Origin of the sequence: Olsenella profusa, from assembly GCF_016900315.1 — a bacterium.
Lineage (GTDB): Bacteria > Actinomycetota > Coriobacteriia > Coriobacteriales > Atopobiaceae > Thermophilibacter > Thermophilibacter profusus_A.
This window is the reverse complement of the sequence record NZ_JACSNQ010000011.1, coordinates 37,491-59,681: the sequence shown is the minus strand read 5'-3', so window position 1 is coordinate 59,681 and position 22,191 is coordinate 37,491. Positions and strand designations below refer to the sequence as shown.

The window sequence follows — 22,191 nt, the reverse complement described above, 5'->3', positions numbered from 1 at the left end:
GCGGCACTTCCGCACACCCCCCGGGAATTTGGCGCAGTGCGCAATCCCGGCGAATCCGGCACCTGCGAAAACGCGCCACAAACGCGCCGCCGGCAGCCACCTACGGCAGCCACCCACGGCATTCGACCGCGGCAGCCGCCCGCAGCGCCAGCCCCGCGCGCTACAGCATGTTGCGGGCCTTGAACTCCGCCTGCACCGTGGCCAGCATGAGCTCCACGTCGTCGAGACCGAGGTGGCGCTCGGACTCCCCCGCCTTGAGCGTCCCGCGGCGGCGCGCCCAGCTCTCCAGCGAGGCCGGCCGCTGCTCGTGCGGGAGGATGCGCGTCTCGGGGTCCACGCGCCGGCAGATGTCGCGCGTGTCGATGGGCACCACGCGCCCGGCCTTGCGCGCCTCGGCGTAGCCGTCGATGTGCAGCATGAACCAGGAGTCCTCGAAGGCCGCGTTGTGCGCCATGAACGGGTAGGCTGAGAGCGCCGCGAGGATGGCCGCCTGGGCCTTCTTGTCCTCCCGGAAGGGCGGGCGGCCCTCGAGGTCGGACCACTGGATCTTGTGGATGTCCGACAGCGGCACGCCCTTCTCGGCGTACATCTGCGGCAGGCCGAAGTAGGCGGCAAACGGGTCGTGCGGCTTTGCGTCCGGGCCCACGGTCATGAACTCGAGACCCACGTTGATGATGTAGCCGCGCGCGGGGTCGCGGTCGGTGGTCTCGATGTCGATGCCCACGACCATCCCGGAGACCGGCGCATCCACCCAGGCGATGCCCAGGTCGCGCGCGTCGGGGCCGGCGAGCGCCGCCACCTTGGAGTCCGGGCGGTGCTGCAGCACGGCCACGGCGTGGATGAGGTCGGAGGTGGAGAGGCCGCGCGCCAGGCTCGACGGCGAGAGGTCGCGCAGCTTCTCTATGCCAAAGCGGTCGCAGACGTCGCGGTTGCGGTCGGCCAGCGACGTCACCAGGTCAAACGAGAACGGCTCCCTGCCCGCCGGGGCCTCGCGCCACGCGGACATGAGCACGCCGAGCGCCTCCTCGTTCCGGGCGCGCTCGGCGGAGAGCGACGCGTCGTCGGTGAGGAAGCCGGGGAAGACGAAGGCGCTCGCGCACTCTATGGCTTGGCTGAGGTCCATCCTGACGCCCTCTCTGACGGCTCCCGCGGAAGTGACTACGCTAGGCTAGCACACGTGCCCGGCTGAGATGCGCACGGCCTTCCGGCGAGAAGAACCTGCAGGTCGCGGGCGCGCGCGACAGGCAGGCACGCGCACGCAACGGGCGTGCGGCCGGATGCCGTCCGCGCGGCCCTACCGCGCCCAGACCACGCGGCCGTCCAGGCGCGGCTTGGGCGCCGGCACCTCAGCCGCGTAGCCCAGCACGCAGTGGCCGACGCCCTCGAAGTCGCCCTCCACGCCGAGCTCGGCCAGGATCGCGCGACCCTCCTCGGAGTCGAACTCCTCCTTGGCGCGGTGGATCCAGCAGCTCCCGAGGCCGAGCGCGTGGGCGGCCAGCATGAGGTTGCCCATCACGAGCGAGCCGTCGTAGACGTGGGTGGGCACGTCGCGGCGCGCGAGGACCACGAGCACCACGGGCGCGCCGTAGAACGGGTCCGTGCCCTCGGCCGCGCCCATGACCTTCGCGTTCATGGCGGAGAGGCGGTCGCGCAGCGCTCGGTTGGTCACGGCAACGATCACGGTGTCCTGACGGCCCATGCCGCTGGCCGCCCAGAGCCCCGCGTCGACCACCTGGGAGACGAGCTCCTCGCTCGGCACCTCCTCGGTGTACGAGCGCACGCTGCGGCGCTCCTCCATGGCCTCGATGACGGGGTTCTTCTCGACGTTCTTCTCGGTGCCCATGGCAACCTCCCTGGCTCGCGCTTTCCCTGCGTCCGTTATACCCCAAAGCCGGGGCAAGGGCGGTGGGGGCGGCCGACGGTCCCGGGCTAGAACAGGTTGAGCCTCGAGAGACCCCGGCGGAACGCCTTGTAGTCCATGACGCCGGAGTCCCGCAGCGTGGAGAGGCAGACGGGAACGGCGACCTCGTCCTCCTTGGCCATGGGGCGCGTGACGAGCCCGCCGCCAGGCACGACGAGGTTGCCCGCCACCATGAACGAGAGGCCGTGGGCGGCCATGAACGCCGCGAGCTCCTCGTCGTTGTTCACCGCCACGAACCTGGAGCGCAGCCCGCGGGCGAGGTAGGCGTCCAGGACGGAGCTCTTGAAGTGCTCGAAGTGGTCGGAGTAGAGCACGGGGTAGCCGCTGACGTCCTCGATCGTGACGAACTCGCGCGCGGCGAGCGGGTGGTCGGGAGCCATGAGCAGGCAGCACCCCACCGTACCGAGCGAGCCGCAGACCACGTCATCGGCGTGGATCTGGCCGATGGAGATGACGCCCCCCACGCGGCCGGAGCGCAGGGCGTCAAGCGACTCGCCGTCCTCGAGCAGGTCAACCCTGACCTCGCGCCCGAGCACCTTGCTGGAGACGATCGAGATGAGCGAGCTGAACTTCTCGACGCCCGGAAAGAACGGGCAGCAGAAGCCCATCCTGAAGTCCGAAGCCCTCGGGTCGCCCTCGGCCCCGCCCGATAGGGCAAAGCGCTCCAGGCTGTCCCACTCGCTCAGGACACGGCGAGCCTGCCGGGCAAAGGCGTGGCAGAAGGGCGTGGGGCGCACGCCGCGCTCAGGCGCTCGAAGAGCGGGGTCCCCAGGCGCCCCTCGAGCTCGGCCATCGACTTCGAGACCGCCTGCACCGAGACGCCCTCCCTCGCCGCGGCGGCAGAGAAGCTCCCCGCGTCCACGATCGAGCAGACGTACCTGAGCTGCTTGACGTTCATGCAACCCCCCTCCCATGCGAAAAACACGGCTCTGGCTTCAGGTTTTTTTGGCTTTGCAGCAGGCGCCACAAACACAGCCTTCTAATAATGGCACGAGTGGGTCCCCTTCCCGGGAGACGCATGGTCTTGCTAAACAACGGGTTGAGAAACGAAAGCCTGCCGGAGGCGAGGGCGCAGGCCGGAGGGCGCGTCCCGTCACCCCCAAGACACAGGACGCCGCTGGAGTCCGCCTGACGGAGAGGGCGCCACGCCAGGGCGGGGGCGCCTCGGGACGCGCCGTGTCGAGACGCCTCGCACCAGGCGGGGACGGCGCTCACGGGACGGGTGGCGACGCTCAGGAAAAGCCACCCCAAACGAGGCGGCACCGCAGCTAGAATCTATGCGTAATGTGCGAAAAACATCACAAAGTGGAAGGATTCCTCCCATGGCAAATAAGAAGACCTCGGCGAGAAGGACCTCGGGGGCCACAGCCGGCGCGGCACGCAGCGGCGCGGCCGACGTGTCGCGCGACAGCTCGGCCGGCGCGGCGCGCAGCGGCACCGGGCGCGCACGCGGAACGGACGCCCCGGCACGGCCCGCCGGCCGCCACCCGCTCGCACGAGCCGCCGCCAAGGCGTCCTCCGACGCCGTCTTCCAGCGCCACCTTGCCCGCCACCACGACGAGCTGCGCTGGCTCTACATGGAGCTCTACGACAACGGCTCCATGTTCGCCGAGCTCCTCGACAGGATGAAGGGCTTCTACGACGAGCGCCCGGAGTCCCTGAAGCGCCTCGACACCCAGCGCGAGGCCGCCGGCGCGTGGTATCGCCAGCGCGACCTCCTCGGCATGCAGCTCTACGTGGACAACTTCGCCGGCACCCTCGAGGGCGTTGGCGAGCGGCTCGACTACGTGGAGCGCTGCCACGTCAACTACCTGCACCTCATGCCGTTCCTGGACACCCCGTCCGACAGGAGCCGCTCCGACGGCGGCTACGCGGTGCGCGACTTCCGCAGCGTCCGCGCCGACCTCGGCACGATGGCCGACCTCTCCCTCCTTGCCGAGAAGTGCCACCGTCGCGGCATCAGCCTCTGCATGGACTTCGTGATGAACCACACCTCCGAGGAGCACGATTGGGCGCGCCGCGCCCGCGCCGGCGAGGGCGAGTACATGAGCCGCTACTTCTTCGAGTCCAACCAGGCCGTGATCGACCAGTACACGCGCGACGTTCCGCAGGTCTTCCCCACCACCGCGCCCGGCCACTGGACCTACCTGCCCGAGCTCGGCCAGTACGTGATGACGCAGTTCTACCCCTACCAGTGGGACCTCAACTACCGCAACCTGCGCGTCTTCAACGAGATGATGTACAACTTCCTCTACCTGGCCAACCAGGGCATCGACGTCATGCGGCTGGACGCGGTCCCCTACATCTGGAAGCAGCTCGGCACCAACTGCCGCAACCTCCCGCAGGTCCACACCATCGTGCGGATGATGCGCATGGTCGCCGAGGTGGTGTGCCCGGGCGTGGCGCTCCTGGGCGAGGTGGTCATGGCGCCGGTCGAGGTGGTCCCCTACTTCGGGACGCCGGAAAAGCCCGAGTGCCACATGCTCTACAACGTCACCACGATGGCGACCACCTGGCACACCGTGGCCACGCGCGACACGCGCCTTTTGCGCGGGCAGCTCGAGTCCGTCTGCGGCCTGCCCAAGGAGTACACCTTCCTCAACTACCTGCGCTGCCACGACGACATCGGCTGGGGCCTCGACTACGACGCGCTGAGGGCGTGGGGCATGGAGGAGCGCCCGCACAAGGACTACCTCAACGCCTACTTCCAGGGGCACACCCCCGGCAGCGTCTCCCGCGGCGAGCTCTACAACGCCGACCCGATGACCGGCGACGCGCGCTTCTGCGCCACCACGGCGTCGATGTGCGGAATCGAGGCGGCCGGCTTCGAGGGCGACAAGGCGGCGATGGAGGTGGCCGTCCGCAAGGACGTCATGCTCCACGCCTACCTGCTCGCGCAGTCCGGCCTGCCGATCATCTACAGCGGCGACGAGGTGGGCCAGGTCAACGACTACACCTACAAGGACGACCCCGAACGCGCCGACGACTCCCGCTACGTGCACCGCGGCCGCTTCGACTGGGCGCTCGTCGACAACGTCCGCGACAAGAGCACGGTGCAGGGCAAGGTCTTCTCAGCGCTGAGCCGGCTCGAGGCCGTCCGCCGCGCCGAGGCCGTCTTTGACGCGGACGCCGAGGCGGAGGTCTCCGACTACAGCGACCCGGCCATCCTCTGGATCACGCGCCGCGCGGGCGACCAGGTCCTCTTTGCGATCTACAACTTCTCCGACGAGGAGCGCGAGGTCTGGATGCCGGGTACCGTGAGCTGCACGGACCTCATGAGCGGCGAGAAGGGCGAGCGCAAGAGGATCTCCCTGCCCGCGTGGGGCTTCGCCTGGCTCCTCGTGTGAGGGCGCGGCTCCGCAGCGCGGCCGGTGCTAAGGGTGCGGGTGCGCGGCTGGGGGCCGGTGCTAAGGGTGCGGGCGCGCGGCTGGGGACCGAATGCTGCGGGGCCGAGGCATAAGCCCCAAGGGCGGCCATGCCGCCGTCAGGCCCCGAGCGCGGCGAGAAACGCCTGCGTCGCGGGTGTGAGGGCGCGCCCACGCCGGCGGATGACGAGCAGTTCCCGGGAGAGCGTGAGGTCCGTGACGGCTAGTCGCGCCACGCGCCCCTCCCCCACCGCGCGGTCCACGAGGCTCGCGGGCAGCACCGAGGCCCCAAGGCCCGCCTCCACGGCCGCGACGAGGGCCTCGGTGGAGACGCTCTCCCAGACGGGGTCGCAGGCAAGGCCGCGCTCAGTGAGGGCCGCCTCGAAGAGCTCGCGCACGCCGCTGCCGCGCTCGCGCAGCACCAGGCGCCCCCGGGCGAGCTCGGCCGCCGTGACGGCCTCGCCCGCGCGGCCGGGCGCCGCCACGGCCACCAGCTCGTCGCGCGCGAACGGCTCCGCCACGAGGGTGCCGTCGTGCACGAGCCCCTCCACCAGGCCTACCTCCGCAACGCCCGCCACCACGTCGCGCTCGACGGCCTGCGAGTCCTCCACGCGCACGCGCGGCCGCACCTGGGGCGCCGCCGCGGCGAGGCGCGCGAGCGCGGCCGGCAGGTGGCAGGTCCCGCACGTGATGCTCGAGGCGATCCGCAGCGTCTGGGTCCCGGCCGCCTCGGACATCGCGCACTCGAGGTCCCCCAGGTCGTCGAGGACCGCCCGGGCGCGGGCGAGGAGGCGCGCGCCCTGCTCGGTGAGGAGCATCTGCCGGCCCTCGCGGTCAAAGAGCTCGACGCCAAAGTGGAGCTCGAGGTCGCGCACCGCCTGGCTCACGGACGGCTGGGAGACGCCCAGCTCCCGCGCGGCTGCGCTCACGCCCCCGGCCTCGCAGACGGCGCGGAAGAGCTCCAGGTGCCTGATCGTCATGCGTCCGGCCATGACGCTCCAATCCATCGTAATTATCGATAGTTCTCATACTCATAATAGTAATTTACATATGTCCTGCGGCGCGGTACCTTCGTGGCGAAGCACCCGGAGGAAGGCAGGGCAGAGATGGACGCACGCACGGCACAGAACCCCACGCAGGAGGCGTCCGGGGACGGCACCGCGGCCGGCCTCACGAGCGCGGAGGCAGCGCGCCGGCTCGCCGAGGACGGCCCCAACGAGGTGGCCGAACGGCGACGCAACCCCGTGCTCGCGTTTCTCGCCCGCTACTGGGGGCCGATGCCGTGGCTGCTCGAGCTGGCGGCGGTGCTCGCGCTGGCCGTGGGCCACGCCACCGAGGCCGTGGTCATCGCCGTGCTGCTCACGGTCAACGCCGTGGTGGGCCAGCTGCAGTCCTCGAGCGCGCGCCGGGCGGTGGAGCTGCTGCGGCGCGACCTCGCCGTGGGCGTGAGCTGCCGGCGCGACGGCGCCTGGGGCGAGGTGGCGGCCCGCGAGCTCGTGGTGGGCGACGTGGTCTCGCTCGGCCTGGGACGCGTGGTGCCGGCCGACGTGCGCGTGCTCTCCGGCGACGCCGACGCCGACCTCTCCTCGCTCACCGGCGAGTCCCTGCCCCGGACGGTCGCGGCCGGCGACGAGCTCCCGGCGGGCTCCGTCGTGGCCCGCGGCGCCGTGACGGCCGTCGTCACCGCCACCGGCGAGCGCTCGGGGCTCGGCCGCACCGCCGCGCTCGTGCGCGACGCCGCGCCGCGCTCGCGCCAGCAGGAGCTGCTCTTCTCGATCGTGCGGTACATGATGTACCTGGGCGTGGCCGCATCGGTCGTGGTGGGCGGCTACGCGCTCGTGCGCGGCGACGGCCTCGTGGACGTGGCGTCGCTCGTGATCACCTTCCTCATGGGCGCGGTCCCCGTGGCACTGCCCGCAGTCCTCGCCATCGTGCAGGCGGCGGGCGCGCTGGCGCTCTCGCGCGAGGGCGTGCTCGTGACGAGGCTCGACTCCGTGGAGGACGCCGCCTCGATCGACGTCTTCTGCCTCGACAAGACCGGCACACTCACCACCAACCAGCTCGAGGTCACCGAGGTCGTCCCGCTCGGCGGCCACACGGCCGCGGAGGTCGTGCGCGCCGCGGCGCTGGCGAGCGAGGCCACCGGCTCGGAGGCCATCGACGCCGCGATCAGGCGCCGCGCGCAGGCGGACGGCGTGGGCGCGGCCGGCGCGCGACAGCTCTCCTACGTCCCCTTCGACCCCGCGGCCAAGCGCACCGAGGCCACCGCGGAGCTCGCGGACGGCACGCGGGTCCTTCTCGTCAAGGGCGCGCCGCGCGTGGTGGCAGGCCTTGCCGCCACGGACGCGGAGACGCTCGGGCGCGCCGTCGAGGGCCTCTCCGCACGAGGCCTGCGCTGCGTGGCCGTGGCCTCCGGCACAGGCGAGAAGGACCTCGAGGTCGTGGGGCTGCTCGGCCTGGCCGACCCCCCGCGCGACGACGCGGCCGAGCTCGTGGGGCGCCTGCGGGCGCTCGGTGTGCGCCCGCTGATGCTCACCGGCGACGACGCGGCCATCGCGCGCGAGGTCGCGGCGGCCGTGGGCGTGGGCGGCCGCGTCCGGCGCGCCGCCGAGCTGCGCGACGCCCCGCACGACGCGCAGCTTGCGCTGGTGGAGGGCTCGGACGGCTTTGCCGAGGTGCTCCCCGCCGACAAGCACCTGATCGTGCACCTGCTCCAGGAGGCGGGCCACTCCGTGGGCATGACCGGCGACGGCGTCAACGACGCCCCCGCCCTCGCCCAAGCCGAGCTGGGGTGCGCTGCCCCCGGCGCCACCGACGTGGCCCGCGGCGCGGCGTCGGCGGTGCTCACCGGCGAGGGGCTCGCCGGCATCGTGGACGCCCTCACCGAAAGCCGCCGCGCCTACCAGCGGATGCTCACCTGGGTCATCAACAAGGTCACCAAGGTCGTGGAGTCGGTGGTGCTCCTTGCCGCCGGGTATGTGCTCACCGGAAGCATGCTCGTCTCGCTTCTGGGCATGAGCCTGCTCATCTTTGCCAACGACTTCGCCACGATGTCCATCGCCACCGACAACGTGCGCGCCACGACCTCCCCCAACGGCTGGGACCTGCACTCGATCGTGCGCGCCTCGGCCGTGCTGGGCGCGCTCTTCGCGGTCGAGGAGCTCGTGGTGGCCTGGCTCGCCGCTGGTCCGCTCGGGCTGGGTGCGGGGGCCGCGCCGACGCTGGTGATGTACGCGCTCGTGGTGAACTCGCAGGTCCGCATCCTCACGGTGCGCGAGCGCGGGCACGCGTGGGCGAGCCGACCGAGCCGCGGGATGCTCATCGTGGCCGCAGCGGTGACGGTGGGCTTCACGGCGCTCGTACTGGCGGGCGTGGCGGTGCCTGCGGTGACGCCTGAGGCGGTGGCAGCAACGCTCGCGGTGTGCGCGGCGGGCGGGGCGGCCCTCGACTTCGCGAAGGTCGCGCTCTTCCGTCGCTTCCACGTGGCGTAGCGGACGACGCGATGCGGGCCCGACGTGCGCTCGCGGCGCGGTTGTCCTTGTCGCCCCGTTGTCCTTCTCGCCAGCGCGTCCTTATCGCCCCGTTGCCCTTCTCGCCCAGCCGTCCTTCTCGCCCCGTTGCCCTTCTCGCCCAGCCGTCCTTCTCGCCCCGTTGCCCTTCTCGCCCAGCCGCCCATCGCTGCTTTGGGATTAGAGGCCGTTGCAACACCGAGTCCGACGATGCTTAGAAACTGGAGGTCGTCGGCGCCATAATCGGGCGAGTTGCTTTGAAAGCGCATGCTGTTGCACCTGCATCCAACGTCGCCTGGTGGAACAACCCAGGATTTCAAAGCGATTGAGGCCCCAGATGCCGTATTGAGTGCGATTCCGTAAGCACCTTCTTGACCAGGTGGTGCAACAACCGCGATTCTCAAAGCGCGCATCGGGCCAACCGGTGCAACAGCCGCGGGTTCGTAAGCACGCCCACCACCAGCTGGCACGCCAGTCGCAGCCCACAAAGAACGGCGGGGCGAGAAGGGCCGCGCAGCCCCAATCGCCCCGCCGTCTTGTTCTTCTCGGCGCCCACTTCTCGCAGTGGCAGTCGCCGCCGCAGCCGCAAACGAGTGGCGCGCGAGCGAGCGCACCCGCGCGTGGCGGCGCGCGCCCCAGTTCACGCCCACCGCGGGCTGCAGCGAGTCGCACATGCCGTAGAGCAGCGGCTGCACGAAGCCGTCGACGAACATGAGCACGCCGTAGACCGACACCGCAACCTCGCCGCCGGTGCGCACGAGGATCGCGTTCATGACGATCGAGGTCACGCGGCCCGCCACGTTGTTGAGGAAGGTGGGGCTGCCGCACGCGGCGATCTGACGCACCAGGCGGGCACGGAACCGAGGCCGGCAGAGGCGCAGCGTGGCGCGCCCGCGCAGGAACGGCACGTAGCCGATGACGCTGCAGACCGACATCGCCACGCACCCCGCGAGCGAGCGCACCCGCGCGTGTCCCACCCCAGGCCCGCCAGGAGCAGCAGCTCGAGCGACATGCTGAGAGCGGACATACCCACGTTGAGCGCCATGCTGCCGCGGATGTAGCCGCTGATGCGCAGGAAGTTGTCGACCGCGTAGAGCAGCGAGGAGAGCGGCGAGAAGAGCGCGTAGACGCGCAGGTAGCCCACTGCGAGCTCCGCAAACTCGCCGCTCGCGCCCATGAGGGACATGAGTGTCGGGGCGCCGAGGTACATCGCCGCGCCCGTGACGAGCCCGGTGAGCACGATAAGGATCGTCGCGCAGGTGAAGACGCTGTTCGCCTCGTCGCGCCGGCCGCGGCCGAGCGCCACCGAGATCGGCACCGCCGAGCCCACGCCGATGAGGTCGGCCAGGGCAAAGTTCACGATCACGAACGGCATCGCGAGGTTGATGGCAGCAAACGCGGTGGCGCCCACGAACTGGCCCACGAACACGCCGTCGAGCGTCTGCCACAGCGACGAGGCGAGCATGCTCACCGCGCCCGGCACGGCGGCCATGAAGAAGAGGCGCCGCGTGGGCGTCCCCAGGTAGAGCGTGCGCGAGTCCATGTCCTTCTCCTCCCCTCCCCGCCGGCCGGCGGACGGCGCGGCGGTCCACAAAAAAGGCGCGCCCGATCGTCTCTCGACAACCGGGCGCACCCGACACCTTCTCCGGTCCAGAGGCCCTGGCCTCCCTGTGCGCTGCGGCGCACGACCCTCCGGTGAGTCTCTTCAATTTGCGGCCACGGCCGCTTGACCCCATGCTAGCGAAGCCGCGCCCGCAAAGTCAAACGGCCGGACGGCGAGAAGGACGCGGGACGCGCGGCGGCTCCCGGACGCGCAGCGGCTCCTGCGCGACGCACGGCGGCCTGCGCCCCTTGCACGGCGGCCTGCGCCCCTTGCGCGGCGGCCTGCGCCCCTTGCGCGGAATTTCCCGAGAGTGTGCGTTCCGGGTGCCGAAATCGGCGCCCCTGTGTGCGCCGGCGCGCACAACCCCCGTGTTTCTCGCGGCTAAAACGCACAACCCCGCCGGTTCCGGCGCAGGGGCCGGGACGGCAACTTCCGCAGGGGCCGGAGCGGCAGTCTTCGCAGGAACCGGGACGGCGCCCCAGCAGGAGCCGGGACGGCGCCCCCGCAGGGACTCTGAAGCAACCTCCATAGCAACCGGCGAGAAGGACGCCCGGCCCCGGCCGCCCTACGCGCGCAGCTCCTCCGCCACGTAGCGGCCCGTGACGCTCTCCGGGCAGGCCGCCACCTGCTCGGGCGTGCCGGCGGCCACCACGCGCCCGCCGGCGTCGCCGCCGCCCGGGCCCATGTCGATCACCCAGTCCGCGTTGACGATCATGTCTAGGTCGTGCTCGATCACCACCACCGTGGCACCGTTGTCGATGAGGCGCTGCAGCACGCCGAGAAGGACCTCCACGTCGAGCGGGTGCAGACCGATCGTGGGCTCGTCGAAGACGAAGAGGGCGTCGGCCTGGTCGCGCGTGAGCTCGCTGGCGAGCTTGAGGCGCTGGGCCTCGCCGCCCGAGAGCGCCGGCGTGGCCTCGCCGAGCGTGAGGTAGCCGAGCCCCAGGTCGGAGAGGACGGCCAGCTTGGCCTTGGCCGTGCGCAGCTTGGTCCCGGCCAGGGCGTCCGCGGCCTCGTCCACCGTGAGGGCCAGAAGGTCCGGCAGGCTGGGCCCGCAGCCGTCCCCGTGGCCGTGCGCGCCGCCCTCCCTCGCGTCCTTCTCGCCAAAGAGCGGGATCTCCCAGGCCGCGCGGGCGTAGCGGGCGCCGCCGCAGTCCGGACAGGGCACGTCCACGTCCGGCAGGAACTGCACGTCGAGCGAGATTTGACCCGTACCGTCGCAGGTGGGGCAGCGCAGGCTGCCGGTATTGTAGGAGAAGGCGCCCGCCTTGAGGCCCCGCTCGCGCGCGGCGTCGGTCTTGGCGTAGGCGCGGCGCAGGTCGTCGAGGACGCCGGAGTAGGTGGCCACCGTCGAGCGGACGTTAGCGCCTATGGGCGTGGCGTCGATGAGGTTGGCGCGCCGGATGCCCTCGGCGTCGACCGAGCGCACGTGGGACGGCAGCGCCTCGCCCGCGATGGCGGCGCGCAGGGCCGGAATCAGGCTCTCCAGCACGAGCGTGGTCTTGCCCGAGCCGGAGACGCCCGTGACCGCGGTGAGCCGCCCGCGCGGGACCTCCACCGAGAGCGGGCGCACCGTGTGGATGGCGCCCGTCTCCAGGCGGATTGCCCCGTGCTCGAACACGTCGTCGGCCGCCGCGCGGCTGCGCACGCGCACGCCCCGCTCGCCGGAGAGAAACGGCGCGATCCGCGAGTCCGGGTTCTTCTCGACGTCTGCCACCGTGCCCTGGGCGATGACGCGCCCGCCGTCGGCGCCCGAGCCGGGGCCGATCTCGATCAGGTGGTCCGCGCGACGCAGCACCCGCACGTCGTGGTCCACGAGCACCACGGAGTTGCCGTCCTCGAGCAGGTCGTCCACCACGCCGAGAAGCCCGTCCACGTTGGAGGGGTGCAGGCCGATGGAGGGCTCGTCGAGCACGTAGAGGACGCCGTTGGTGCGGTTGCGCACCGCGCGGGCCAGCTGCACGCGCTGGCGCTCGCCCGTGGAGAGCGTGGACGAGGCGCGGTCCAGGCTGAGGTAGCCCAGGCCCAGCTGCTGCAGGCGGCAGATGGGCTCGGCGAACTCGTCAACGATGGTCTGGGCCATGGGGCGCAGGGCCTCAGGCATGAGCGCGGGCACGCCGGGCACCCAGGCGGCGAGCTCGTCGAGCGTGAGCGCCGTGGCGTCGGCGAGCGTGCGCCCGTCGATCATCGGGCCGCGCGCCGCCTCCGAGAGGCGCGTGCCGCCGCAGTCCGGACACACGTCCTCGCGCAGGAACTTTGCCACGCGCGCGAGGCCCTTCTCGTCCTTGGCCTTGGAGAGGGCGTTCTTCACGGTGTTGACGGCGCTGTAGTAGGTGAAGTCCATCTCCGCGAAGGTGTCGCCCTTCTTGGCCTTGTAGAGGATGTGCTTCTTGACCATGGGGCCGTGGAAGACGATCTCGCGCTCCTCGGGCGTGAGCTGGTTGAACGGGACGTTGGTACGCACGCCCATGGCGCCGCAGACCTGCTTCATGAGGTCCCACATGAGGCTGCCCCACGGCAGCACCGCGCCATCGTCGATGCTGATCGACTCGTCCGGCACGAGCGTGGACTCGTCCACCGTGCGCACCACGCCCGTCCCGCCGCAGGTGGGGCAGGCGCCGCCGCTGTTGAACGCGAGGTCCTCGGCGCCGGGGCCGTAGAACTCACGCCCGCAGTTGGGGCAGGTGATCGGCTGCATGAGCGCCACCGCCATGGAAGGCTCGGCGTGCGCGCCGCAGTGGGGGCAGCGGTGGCTGCCCAGGCGCGAGAACATGAGGCGCAGGTAGTTAAGCAGCTCGGTGGAGGTGCCGAAGGTGGAGTGCACCCCGCCCACGCCCGGGCGCTGCCGCAGCGCGAGCGCGGCGGGCACGTGGAGCACCTCGTCCACCGTGGCCCGCGCCGTCTGGCCGATGCGCCGGCGCGTGTAGGTTGAGAGGGCGTCCAGGTAGCGCCGGCTGCCCTCCGCGTAGAGTGTGCCGAGCGCCAGCGAGCTCTTGCCCGAGCCCGACACGCCCGCGATCCCCACGAGGCACCCCAGCGGCACGTCAACGTCCACGTTCTTGAGGTTGTGCACGCGCGCCCCGCGCACCTCGATGTGGTCTGGCTGCCCCGCCCTTGGCATGTCCGCCCCCTCCGTCGTTCTTCTCGCCCCTGATGATACGCCCGGGACCGGACGCGTGACGGACACGCCCGCCTCTCCGGCTTGGGGCTGGGCCCGCGGACGCGTCGTGCGCTACACTCGGTACGCAAACGGGGAGGACGCATGGACATCAACCAGATCGCACAGATGGCGGGGGTCTCGCGGGCCACGGTCTCGCGCTACCTCAACGACGGCTACGTCAGCCAGGAGAAGCGCGACGCCATCCGCCGCGTCATCGAGCAGACCGGCTACGTGCCCTCCCGGCAGGCCAAGACGCTGCGCACCGGCAAGAGCGACGTGGTGGGCGTGGTCATCCCCAAGATCAACTCCGCCTCGGTGAGCCGGATGGTCGCCGGCATCACGGGCGTGCTCAACCAGGCCGGCTACCAGGTGCTCCTTGCCAACACGGACAACGATGCCGCGCGCGAGGTCGAGTTTTTGCGCCTGTTTGCCGAGAAGAGCCGCGTGGACGGCGTCATCCTCGTGGCGACCGTCGTCACCCCGGAGCACGAGGCGGCCTTCTCGGCGCTCGGCGTGCCCCTGGTGGTGCTCGACCAGAACGTGGCCGGGCGCACCTGCGTCTACCAGGACGACTTCGACGCCGTGCGCGACGTGACGGCGCTCGCGCTGCGGGGCTCGTCGCGGCCCGCCTACATCGGCGTGCTCGAGGAGGACGTGTCGGCCGGGCGGATGCGCCGTGAGGGGTTTCTCGCCGGGTGCGCCGCCGCGGGCGTGACGGTGGCAGACGACATGACGCGCGTGGCCGAGTTCACGGTGGACTCCGGCTACGAGCAGGCCGAGTCGCTGCTCGACGCGCACCCCGACCTCGACGCCATCGTCTGCGCCACCGACTCGATCGCCTACGGGGCGCTCACCTGCCTGCGCGAGTACGGTCGGCGCGTGCCGGAGGACGTGGCGGTCACCGGCGTCGGCGACGCGGAGCTCTCCCAGATCGTGACGCCCACGCTCACCACCGTGCACCACCACTACAAGACCTCGGGCGTGGAGGCCGCCCGGATGCTGGTCGGGATGATGGCCGGCGACGACTCCGTGCCGCGCGAGCTCAAGATGGGCTATGACGTCGTGGCGAGAAACTCCACGCGCTGAGCTGGTGTCGGCGTCGGCGGAAGTGAGCGTGCTTACGGAATCGTGACCGTTGCAGGGACGGCGGCCCCCGCGCTTACGAAACGGCGGTCGTTTCGGCGCCCCGTACACAGCTCTCCCCTCTCGAGGACGCACGGCGCCTCTCGCGCAAACGCCACCTGGAGTTTCTCGGGCCGGACGAGACATCACAGACGGGGCAGGCGTAACGGTCGCGATTTTCTAAGCGCATGGGCCGTGTCCCGGCGCAACGGTCGCGATTTCGTAAGCTCCCGGGAGGTGCTCGAGCGCAATGCCGCGATTTTGCAAGCACCAGAGCCCCGGCCCGATCCGCAGGCGAGAAGAACGTCCAGCCGCATCACACCCCAGCCGGCGCCGACACAACCCCACGGTTCTTCTCGACAGCCGCTTGCCGAGAAAATACGGCCGTTCGCCAACCAACACAAAGTCCATGCGCTTCTCGGCATATTGTGAGAACGATTTCACATGCGGAGTCGTGGTTTACCGGTCCGGCTTGCGAGTTCGGCTCGCCGGCACGGCGCGCAAGCGGCGTGCCACAGGGGGGAAGCGACGCTCCGCGCACTGCGCCACGCGCCTGAGGCTCGTGCTCGCCGACGACTCCGAGGTGAACCAGGCCGCCGTGGACAACGCGACCGGCGCCAAGGGCAACTTCAAGGCGTCGGGCCAGCTGCAGGTCATCTACGGCACCGGCACCGTCAACAAGGTCTACGACGAGTTCATCGCGCTCGGCCACATCAGCGCCGCCTCCAAGGAGGAGGCCAAGGCGGCCGCGGCGCAGCAGCAGACCAACCCGTTCATGCGCGCCATCAAGCTGCTGGGCGACGTCTTCGTGCCCATCATCCCCGCCATCGTGGCCTCGGGCCTGCTGCTGGGCATCATGAGCGCCCTCAGCTTCATGGACACGCAGGGCTTCATCAGCCTCAGCACCGACAACGCGTGGTATCAGATCCTCAACCTCGTGGCCAACAGGGCCTTCACGTTCCTGCAGATCCTCATCGGCTTCTCGGCCGCCAAGGCCTTCGGCGCCAACCCCTACCTCGGCGCCGTCATCGGCATGGTGCTGATCAACCCCGCGCTCACCAACGCCAACAGCGTGGCGACGATGGTGGCCAACGGGGAGACCATCCCCACCTACGCCGTGATCCCCGGCCTCTACTCCATCGAGTGGACCGGCTACCAGGGCCACGTCATCCCCATCGTGGTGGCCTGCTGGATCCTGGCCTTCTTTGAGAAGCGCCTGCACAAGGTGGTCCCCGAGGCCTTCGACCTCTTCGTGACGCCCCTTGTCTCCGTGGCCGTGACCGCCTACATCACGATGCTCGTGGTGGGCCCAATCTTCGTCTGGGCCGAGAACGCCATCCTCGGCGCCATCCAGTGGCTGATCACGCTGCCGGCGGGCATCGGCTCGCTCATCATGGGCGCCCTCTACGCCCCGACCGTCGTCACCGGCATCCACCAGATGCACACCACGATCGACCTCGGCCAGATCGCCAGCTATGGCGTGACCTACTGGCTGCCGCTCGCCTCCGCCGCCAACATCGGCCAGGCCGGCGCCGCCCTCGCCGTGGCCCTCAAGACCAAGAGCGTCAAGACCCGCGCCCTGGCCCTACCCTCCTCGCTCTCCGCGTTCATGGGCATCACCGAGCCGGCCATCTTCGGCGTGAACATCCGCTTCTTCAAGCCCTTCGTCTGCGGCTGCATCGGCGGCGGCCTAGGCGCCATATTCGCCTCCATCGTGGGGCTGGCCGCCAACGGCACCGGCGTCACCGGCATCTTCGGCCTGCTGCTCTGCCTCAACCAGCCCGTCCAGTACGTGGTGATGTTCCTCATCGCCGCCGGCGTCGGCTTCGGCCTCACCTTCATGCTCTTCAAGGACCCGGAGGAGGCCGCCGAGCAGGCCGCCCCGACCGTCCAGGCCTCCGTGGCCGCCCCCGCCTCCGACGCCGCCGACGCCGCGGCCCTCTCCGCCGCCGCGGCCGACGCCGCCGTGTCCGCCATCGCGGGCACCACGTCCGCCGCTGCCGCCGAGACGATCGTCTCGCCGCTCGCCGGCACCGTCATCAAGATGACCGAGGTCCCCGACCCGGTCTTTGCGAGCGAGGCCATGGGCACCGGCGCCGCCGTCCAGCCCACCGAGGGCAAGCTCTACGCGCCGGCCGCGGGCACCGTCACCGTGCTCGCCGAGACGGGTCACGCGCTCGGCATGACCACCGACGCGGGAGCCGAGATCCTCATGCACATCGGCATCGACACCGTGACGCTTGAGGGCAAGCCCTTCACCGCGCACGTCAGCGTGGGCGACCACGTGAGCGCGGGGCAGCTGCTCATGGACGTCGACCTCGACGCCATCCTCGCCGCCGGGCTGGATCCGGTGACCCCGGTCATTATCACCAACACCGACGCCTACGCCAGCGTGACCGCGCACACCGGCGCCACGGTGGCCCCTGGCGAGGCTATCATCGAGCTCGCCTAGGCAGGAGTGCTCCCTCGGGGCGCCCGCGGCCTGGCTGCGGGCGCCCCGTCCGTACGCGCCGTGCGCGCCGCAGCTGCCCGAGCCGCAGCTGCCCGAGCCGCCGACGCCGCCGCGCACGCTCCACCGCACAAGCCCCAGGTTCTTCTCGCCACGTCTTTACGAGTCCCTACGGAGGGTTCCCTCACATGTCACACGACCGCTGGAGAATGGGATTTCACCTCATGCCGCCCACCGGCTGGCTCAACGACCCCAACGGGCTCTGCCAGCTGAACGGCACCTACCACGTCTTTCACCAGTACAGCCCCGAGTGGCCCGCGCCCGGGGCCGCGCGCGGCTGGGGCCACGCCGTGAGCGACGACCTCGTGCACTGGCGCCACCTGGGCATGGCGATCGCGCCCGACACCCCCGATGAGACGAGCGGCGCGTACTCGGGCTGCGCCGTGCCGTGGGAGGGCGGGCTGCGCCTCTACTACACCGGCAACGTCAAGGAGCCCGGCGACTACGACTACGTCCGTGCCGGGCGCCGCTCCGTGCAGATCCTTGTTGAGAGCCCCGACGGCCGCGCGCTCGGCGAGAAGCACGTGGTGCTGAGAAACGCCAGCTACCCATCGTTTTGCACCTGCCACGTGCGCGACCCCAAGGTCTGGCGCAGCGACGACGCCTGGTGGATGCTGCTGGGCGCGCGCGACCTGGACGACCGCGGGCTTGCGCTGCTGATGCGCTCGATCGACGGCGTGAGCTGGGAGAGCGCGGGCACCGTGCGCAGCGACGGGCCGCTCGGCTACATGTGGGAGTGCCCGGACCGGATTATGTTCGGCGACCGCGCGTGGCTCTCCCTCTGCCCGCAGGGCATGCAGGACGACCCCCTCTCCGGAGGCCTGCACGACGTGACCTGCTACCTGCCGCTTCCGGCTGGCGAGAAGCTCGAGGGGGCCGCCGACGTCACCGTGGCGCGTGCGGACGCTCGCCTCTGGGACCACGGCTTTGACTTCTACGCGCCGCAGACCTTTGTCGACGAGTCCGGCCGCACGCTGCTCGTAGCCTGGATGGGCATGCCGGACGCACCCTACGACAGCGCCCCGGACGGCCTGGCGTGGTGCCACTGCCTCACGGTGCCGCGCGAGCTTTCGGCCGGCGAGGGCGGCGCGCTGCTGCAGCGGCCGGTCCCCGAGCTCGACGCCCTGAGGGGCGCGGGCCACGACCTTCGCCCGGGCGCGCCCCTCAGGCTGGGACACCACCGCGCCGACGTGGTCGTGCGCGGCTCCGGGGGGCCGCTCGCGCTCACGCTTGACGGCGCCCTGCACGTGAGGTGCGCGGACGGCGAGCTCTCCCTCTCCTTTGCCGACGAGCGGGTCGGCGCCGGGCGCACCGAGCGCGTAGCCCCCTGCGGGGACGTCCGCGAGCTGCGCGTCCTCGTGGACAGCTCGGCCGTGGAGGTCTACGCCAACGACGGGCAGACGGTGCTCTCCACGCGCTGGTTCCCCCGCGCGGACGCCCTCGAGGTGGCGCTTACGGGCGAGGCGGCCGGCTCGCTCTGGGAGATGGGCGACGGCATGGCCGGCACATACGAAGCGTAGCCCTGCGAGGTTCCCGCGTGCGGCGGGCCTCGCACGCGGCGCGGCTCGCGCGTGGCGGGGCCGGGGCTCAGGCCCGTCTCGCCGCGCCGTCCACCGAGAAGAGCCGTCCGGGCGCCAGCCGATGGCCCATGCTGCACGTATTGTTCGTGAAATCGATTCCACACGGGAAAGGATCACCATCATGCCTACGTACTCTGTCAGCGCCCTGGGCGAGCTGCTCATCGACTTCACCGACGCGGGGACGTCGGAGGCCGGCGGCCACCTGTTCGAGCGCAACGCCGGCGGCGCCCCTGCCAACGTGCTGGTGGCCCTGCAGCGGCTCGGCCACAAGACCGCCTTCCTCGGCAAGGTGGGCTGCGACATGCACGGCGCCTTCCTGCGCCGCACCCTGGAGGAGAACGGCATCGACACCACGGGCCTCGTCTCCGACCCGGACGCATTCACCACGCTGGCCTTCGTGCAGCTTGCGCCCAACGGCGAGCGCGAGTTCTCCTTCGCCCGCAAGCCGGACGCGGACACCCGCATCACGGCCGACGAGCTGGCCCGCGACGTGATCGCCGACTCACGCGTCTTCCACGTGGGGTCGCTCTCGCTCACCGACGAGCCCGCGCGCTCGGCCACGCTCGAGGCGCTGCGCGTGGCGCGCGAGGCCGGCTGCGTCACCTCCTACGACCCCAACTACCGCGCCAACCTCTGGCCGAGCGCGGAGGCCGCGTCTGAGCAAATGCGCTCCGTGGTGCCGCAGATGGACCTCATGAAGCTCTCCGACGAGGAGTGCGAGCTGCTCACGGGCGAGAAGGACCCGGCTGCCGCTGCGGCGACGCTACTGGAGCAGGGCCCGCGCGTGGTGGCCGTGACGCTCGGCGCCGGCGGGGCCTACGTGGCCTGCGCCGAGGGCGGGCGCGAGGTACCGGGGTTCCCGGCCGAGGCCGTGGACGCCACGGGCGCCGGCGACTCGTTCTGGGGCGGCTTCCTCGCCGCGTTCTGCGAGAGCGGCAAGGCACCCGCCGAGGTCACGCTGGACGACGCCGTGAGCTTTGCGCGCCTGGGCAACGCGGTGGCGTCCCTCTGCGTGCGCAAGCGCGGCGCCATCCCCGCGATGCCGGAGCGCTCCGAGGCGGAGGCGCTGCTCGCCTAGCTCGTACGAGATGACGCCAACGGCGGCCGGGCGCCCCCACGGGGCCCGGCCGCCTTCTTGCGGGGCTTCCTGCTGACGGGCCTATCGCACGTAGGGGGCAAGCGCCGCGGACCAGCGCTCGGCGAGCCTCTCCGCGGACCAGGCGGCGTTGGCCGGGCTCGTGGAGGGCAGCGTCACCGCGTCCATCCCCGTCACCGGCTCCAGCCAGCGGTGGTACAGCCGCGCCGCCGTGCCGCCGTTGCAGAGCACCGCGCGAATCGGCGACACGGACGTTATTCTCGCCACGTCCGCCGGCACCACGTTCCTGATGGACGCGTCCGACGATCCGCGCACGTCGCAGCTCTCGATCACGTCCCAGAGCGCGACGCCGTGGCGCAGCAGCAGCGCCCGCTTGGCGGGGATGTCCCCGTCCGCGGGCACGGGCTCCCCCAGCGCCGCCGCCATCACGCGCCAGAAGCGGTTGCGCGGGTTGCCGTAGTAGAAGCGGTTCTCCCGACTGAGCACGGAGGGAAACGAGCCCAGCACCAGCACACGGCTGCGCTCGTCGAAGACCGGCTCGAAGCCGTGGGTTATGTGCTGATACTCCGCCATGCGCCCATGGTAGCGCAGTCGGCGAGAAGAACAGGACCGACGGGCTTCTGCGACGTACGGCTCGGCGGTGCGCGACTCGGCGGTGTGCGACTCGCCGGTGTGCGACTCGGCGGTGCGCGAATCGGCGCCCGTGTGCGCTGCGCCAAAATCCCGGGGAGTGTGCGTTTGCGCCGCGAAAAGCTCCGCCCCTGTGCACAACACCGCACACAGGGGCGACGAATCAGGCGGCGGACGCGCACACTCCCAGCAAATCCCGCGCGGCGCACAAACCCCGCGGATCCGGCACCGCGCCCCGCACGCGACGACGCAGCCGCACGTTCTTCTCGCCGCGCCCTCCCCTACCGCCCAGCGAGCGGCGCGCGACGCTCGGCGGGTTCTTCTCGCCGTGAGTGCACGTGAGCTCTAAGGTTTGTGAATATGGGCACCACGCGCCTCAACCCCCGAGAGGAACCCATGCTCGAGCTACCCTGTGACATCACCGACCCGCTGGGGCTGCACGTGCAGCTCGCGGTGCTGCTTGCCGGCGAGGCGGCGCGCTGGCGCAGCCGTGTCACCCTCACCCACGCGGGCCGCACGGTCGACGCGCGGCAGACGTTCGACCTCATGATGCTGGGCGTCCGTCCCGGCGAGCACGTCGTGGTGCGCGTTGACGGCCCCGACGAGGCCACCGCCGGAGAGGCGATCAGGAAGCTGCTGGCCACGTTCTGATAGGTAGATTCGACTGCCAGGGGCCCGGCCGCTCTACGGGTCGTCTAGGCGAGAAGAACGTCCGGTGACGGTGCGTCCTTCTCGCCATTCCGGCCGCGCACTGTTTTTGGACGTTCTTGGCGAGAAGACCGTCCGGAAACAGTACGTCCTTCTCTCCGCGCACCGTTTTAGGACGTTCTGGGCGAGAAAAACGTCCGCCAACGGTGCGTCCGCCCCGCAAAGCGCGCCTCCCCGCGGAGCGGCCGCGCTACCGGTGGATCTCGCTCAGCGCCACACGCACGGCCTCGTCCTCGTCGTCGGTCACCACGACGAGCTCCGGGTCCAGCGGCGAGATGTTGCCCGCGCCGGCCACCGTGCCCTCGAGCCACTCCATGAGCCCCTGCCAGTAGTCGGAGCCGAAGAGCACCACCGGCGTGCGCGTGACCTTGTGCGTCTGGACCAGCGTGAGCAGCTCGAAGGTCTCGTCGAGCGTGCCGAAGCCGCCCGGGAAGATGATCGCGCCGCTCGAGTACTTGACGAACATCGTCTTGCGCACGAAGAAGTAGCGAAACGTCATGCCGAGGTTGACCCACTTGTTGATGCCCTGCTCGTGCGGCAGCTCGATGCCCAGGCCCACGGACTTGCCTCCCGCGCGGGCCGCGCCGCAGTTAACGGCCTCCATGATGCCGGGGCCGCCGCCGGTGATCACGGCCACGCCGGCCTGCGCGAGCTTTCTGCCCACGTGGCGCGCGGCGCGGTACATCGGGTCTGTGCGCGGCGTCCGCGCCGAGCCGAAGCAGGTCACGGCCGGGCCCAGCTCCGCGAGCGCACCGAAGCCGTCCACGAACTCGGCCTGTATGCGCAGCACGCGCCACGGGTCCATGTGCAGCCAGTCGGTGGAGCTCTCGGGCGCGAGCAGGTTGCCGGTGGTGGTGTCGGAGGGGATCATCGGCCCGCGCATGATCACGGGGCCGCGGTGGTAGGTGGTGCCGAGCGGGTCGCTGCCCGCGTCCGTGACGGACGCGTCGGCAGGGCTCTTCTCGCCGGGGGTCGCGGCGGGGTTCTT

General features: G+C 71.1%; 16 protein-coding genes. 7 read left to right on the top strand and 9 right to left on the bottom strand.

Translation table 11 applies throughout. The features are described 5' to 3' along the window. Positions 1–160: 160 nt before the first annotated feature. From H9X80_RS06240 to H9X80_RS06225, 4 genes are all read right to left on the bottom strand, one after another. Complete coding sequence (locus tag H9X80_RS06240) at positions 161–1,123, bottom strand: 3'-5' exonuclease (protein ID WP_204793484.1); 963 nt, start codon at positions 1,121–1,123, stop codon at positions 161–163. A gap of 171 nt (positions 1,124–1,294) precedes the next feature. Further along, entirely contained in the window at positions 1,295–1,843 is a 549-nt protein-coding gene (locus H9X80_RS06235; RefSeq protein ID WP_204793483.1) for a nitroreductase family protein, read from the bottom strand. Between the two features lie 86 nt (positions 1,844–1,929). Continuing rightward, complete coding sequence (locus tag H9X80_RS06230) at positions 1,930–2,529, bottom strand: substrate-binding domain-containing protein (protein ID WP_204793482.1); 600 nt, start codon at positions 2,527–2,529, stop codon at positions 1,930–1,932. 74 nt (positions 2,530–2,603) lie between these two features. Next, complete coding sequence (locus H9X80_RS06225; protein ID WP_204793481.1) at positions 2,604–2,819, bottom strand: LysR family transcriptional regulator; 216 nt, start codon at positions 2,817–2,819, stop codon at positions 2,604–2,606. Positions 2,820–3,243: 424 nt separating this feature from the next. Here H9X80_RS06225 and H9X80_RS06220 point away from each other — a divergent pair, with 424 nt between their 5' ends. Beyond that, positions 3,244–5,268, top strand: a complete 2,025-nt coding sequence (locus H9X80_RS06220; RefSeq protein ID WP_239471709.1) for an amylosucrase — start codon at positions 3,244–3,246, stop codon at positions 5,266–5,268. Between the two features lie 137 nt (positions 5,269–5,405). Here the strand turns inward: H9X80_RS06220 and H9X80_RS06215 are convergent, their stop codons facing one another. Then, positions 5,406–6,278, bottom strand: coding sequence for a LysR family transcriptional regulator (locus H9X80_RS06215; protein ID WP_204793480.1), 873 nt, complete (start codon positions 6,276–6,278; stop codon positions 5,406–5,408). A 114-nt stretch (positions 6,279–6,392) separates the two neighbouring features. Between H9X80_RS06215 and H9X80_RS06210 the strand changes: the two genes are divergently transcribed. Continuing rightward, positions 6,393–8,777: a plasma-membrane proton-efflux P-type ATPase gene (locus H9X80_RS06210; RefSeq protein ID WP_204793479.1), complete on the top strand. Its 2,385-nt coding sequence runs from the start codon at positions 6,393–6,395 to the stop codon at positions 8,775–8,777. An 802-nt stretch (positions 8,778–9,579) separates the two neighbouring features. Here H9X80_RS06210 and H9X80_RS06205 read toward each other — a convergent pair. Both H9X80_RS06205 and H9X80_RS06200 read right to left on the bottom strand, forming a co-directional pair. Continuing rightward, complete coding sequence (locus tag H9X80_RS06205) at positions 9,580–10,338, bottom strand: MATE family efflux transporter (protein WP_204793478.1); 759 nt, start codon at positions 10,336–10,338, stop codon at positions 9,580–9,582. A 625-nt stretch (positions 10,339–10,963) separates the two neighbouring features. Next, a complete protein-coding gene (locus H9X80_RS06200) occupies positions 10,964–13,519 on the bottom strand; it encodes an excinuclease ABC subunit UvrA (protein ID WP_204793477.1) in 2,556 nt (851 codons plus the stop codon). A gap of 141 nt (positions 13,520–13,660) precedes the next feature. Here H9X80_RS06200 and H9X80_RS06195 point away from each other — a divergent pair, with 141 nt between their 5' ends. The 4 genes from H9X80_RS06195 (at position 13,661) to H9X80_RS06180 (ending at position 19,847) form a co-directional block, all read left to right on the top strand. Then, positions 13,661–14,644 carry a LacI family DNA-binding transcriptional regulator gene (locus tag H9X80_RS06195; RefSeq protein ID WP_204793476.1) on the top strand — a complete coding sequence of 328 codons (984 nt, stop codon included), beginning with the start codon at positions 13,661–13,663 and terminating at the stop codon, positions 14,642–14,644. A 286-nt stretch (positions 14,645–14,930) separates the two neighbouring features. Then, entirely contained in the window at positions 14,931–17,132 is a 2,202-nt protein-coding gene (locus tag H9X80_RS06190; protein WP_342590881.1) for a glucose PTS transporter subunit IIA, read from the top strand. A gap of 185 nt (positions 17,133–17,317) precedes the next feature. Then, complete coding sequence (locus tag H9X80_RS06185; RefSeq protein WP_204793474.1) at positions 17,318–18,709, top strand: glycoside hydrolase family 32 protein; 1,392 nt, start codon at positions 17,318–17,320, stop codon at positions 18,707–18,709. A gap of 181 nt (positions 18,710–18,890) precedes the next feature. Continuing rightward, positions 18,891–19,847, top strand: a complete 957-nt coding sequence (locus H9X80_RS06180) for a carbohydrate kinase family protein (protein ID WP_204793473.1) — start codon at positions 18,891–18,893, stop codon at positions 19,845–19,847. Positions 19,848–19,928: 81 nt separating this feature from the next. Here H9X80_RS06180 and H9X80_RS06175 read toward each other — a convergent pair whose 3' ends face one another. Further along, positions 19,929–20,438, bottom strand: a complete 510-nt coding sequence (locus H9X80_RS06175; RefSeq protein ID WP_204793472.1) for a DNA-deoxyinosine glycosylase — start codon at positions 20,436–20,438, stop codon at positions 19,929–19,931. A 453-nt stretch (positions 20,439–20,891) separates the two neighbouring features. Between H9X80_RS06175 and H9X80_RS06170 the strand changes: the two genes are divergently transcribed. After that, positions 20,892–21,146, top strand: a complete 255-nt coding sequence (locus tag H9X80_RS06170; protein WP_204793471.1) for an HPr family phosphocarrier protein — start codon at positions 20,892–20,894, stop codon at positions 21,144–21,146. A gap of 247 nt (positions 21,147–21,393) precedes the next feature. On the opposite strand, the gene H9X80_RS06165 is transcribed toward H9X80_RS06170, so the two are convergent. Then, positions 21,394–22,086, bottom strand: coding sequence for a TIGR00730 family Rossman fold protein (locus H9X80_RS06165; protein WP_204793491.1), 693 nt, complete (start codon positions 22,084–22,086; stop codon positions 21,394–21,396). Between the last annotated feature and the right edge of the window lie 105 nt (positions 22,087–22,191).

Coding starts and splice junctions, on each gene's coding strand:
- H9X80_RS06240 (WP_204793484.1), bottom strand. CDS start 1,123: ATGGACCTCAGCCAAGCCATAGAGTGCGCGAGCGCCTTCGTCTTCCCC.
- H9X80_RS06235 (WP_204793483.1), bottom strand. CDS start 1,843: ATGGGCACCGAGAAGAACGTCGAGAAGAACCCCGTCATCGAGGCCATG.
- H9X80_RS06230 (WP_204793482.1), bottom strand. CDS start 2,529: ATGGGCTTCTGCTGCCCGTTCTTTCCGGGCGTCGAGAAGTTCAGCTCG.
- H9X80_RS06225 (WP_204793481.1), bottom strand. CDS start 2,819: ATGAACGTCAAGCAGCTCAGGTACGTCTGCTCGATCGTGGACGCGGGG.
- H9X80_RS06220 (WP_239471709.1), top strand. CDS start 3,244: ATGGCAAATAAGAAGACCTCGGCGAGAAGGACCTCGGGGGCCACAGCC.
- H9X80_RS06215 (WP_204793480.1), bottom strand. CDS start 6,278: ATGGCCGGACGCATGACGATCAGGCACCTGGAGCTCTTCCGCGCCGTC.
- H9X80_RS06210 (WP_204793479.1), top strand. CDS start 6,393: ATGGACGCACGCACGGCACAGAACCCCACGCAGGAGGCGTCCGGGGAC.
- H9X80_RS06205 (WP_204793478.1), bottom strand. CDS start 10,338: ATGGACTCGCGCACGCTCTACCTGGGGACGCCCACGCGGCGCCTCTTC.
- H9X80_RS06200 (WP_204793477.1), bottom strand. CDS start 13,519: ATGCCAAGGGCGGGGCAGCCAGACCACATCGAGGTGCGCGGGGCGCGC.
- H9X80_RS06195 (WP_204793476.1), top strand. CDS start 13,661: ATGGACATCAACCAGATCGCACAGATGGCGGGGGTCTCGCGGGCCACG.
- H9X80_RS06190 (WP_342590881.1), top strand. CDS start 14,931: ATGCCGCGATTTTGCAAGCACCAGAGCCCCGGCCCGATCCGCAGGCGA.
- H9X80_RS06185 (WP_204793474.1), top strand. CDS start 17,318: ATGTCACACGACCGCTGGAGAATGGGATTTCACCTCATGCCGCCCACC.
- H9X80_RS06180 (WP_204793473.1), top strand. CDS start 18,891: ATGCCTACGTACTCTGTCAGCGCCCTGGGCGAGCTGCTCATCGACTTC.
- H9X80_RS06175 (WP_204793472.1), bottom strand. CDS start 20,438: ATGGCGGAGTATCAGCACATAACCCACGGCTTCGAGCCGGTCTTCGAC.
- H9X80_RS06170 (WP_204793471.1), top strand. CDS start 20,892: ATGCTCGAGCTACCCTGTGACATCACCGACCCGCTGGGGCTGCACGTG.
- H9X80_RS06165 (WP_204793491.1), bottom strand. CDS start 22,086: ATGCGCGGGCCGATGATCCCCTCCGACACCACCACCGGCAACCTGCTC.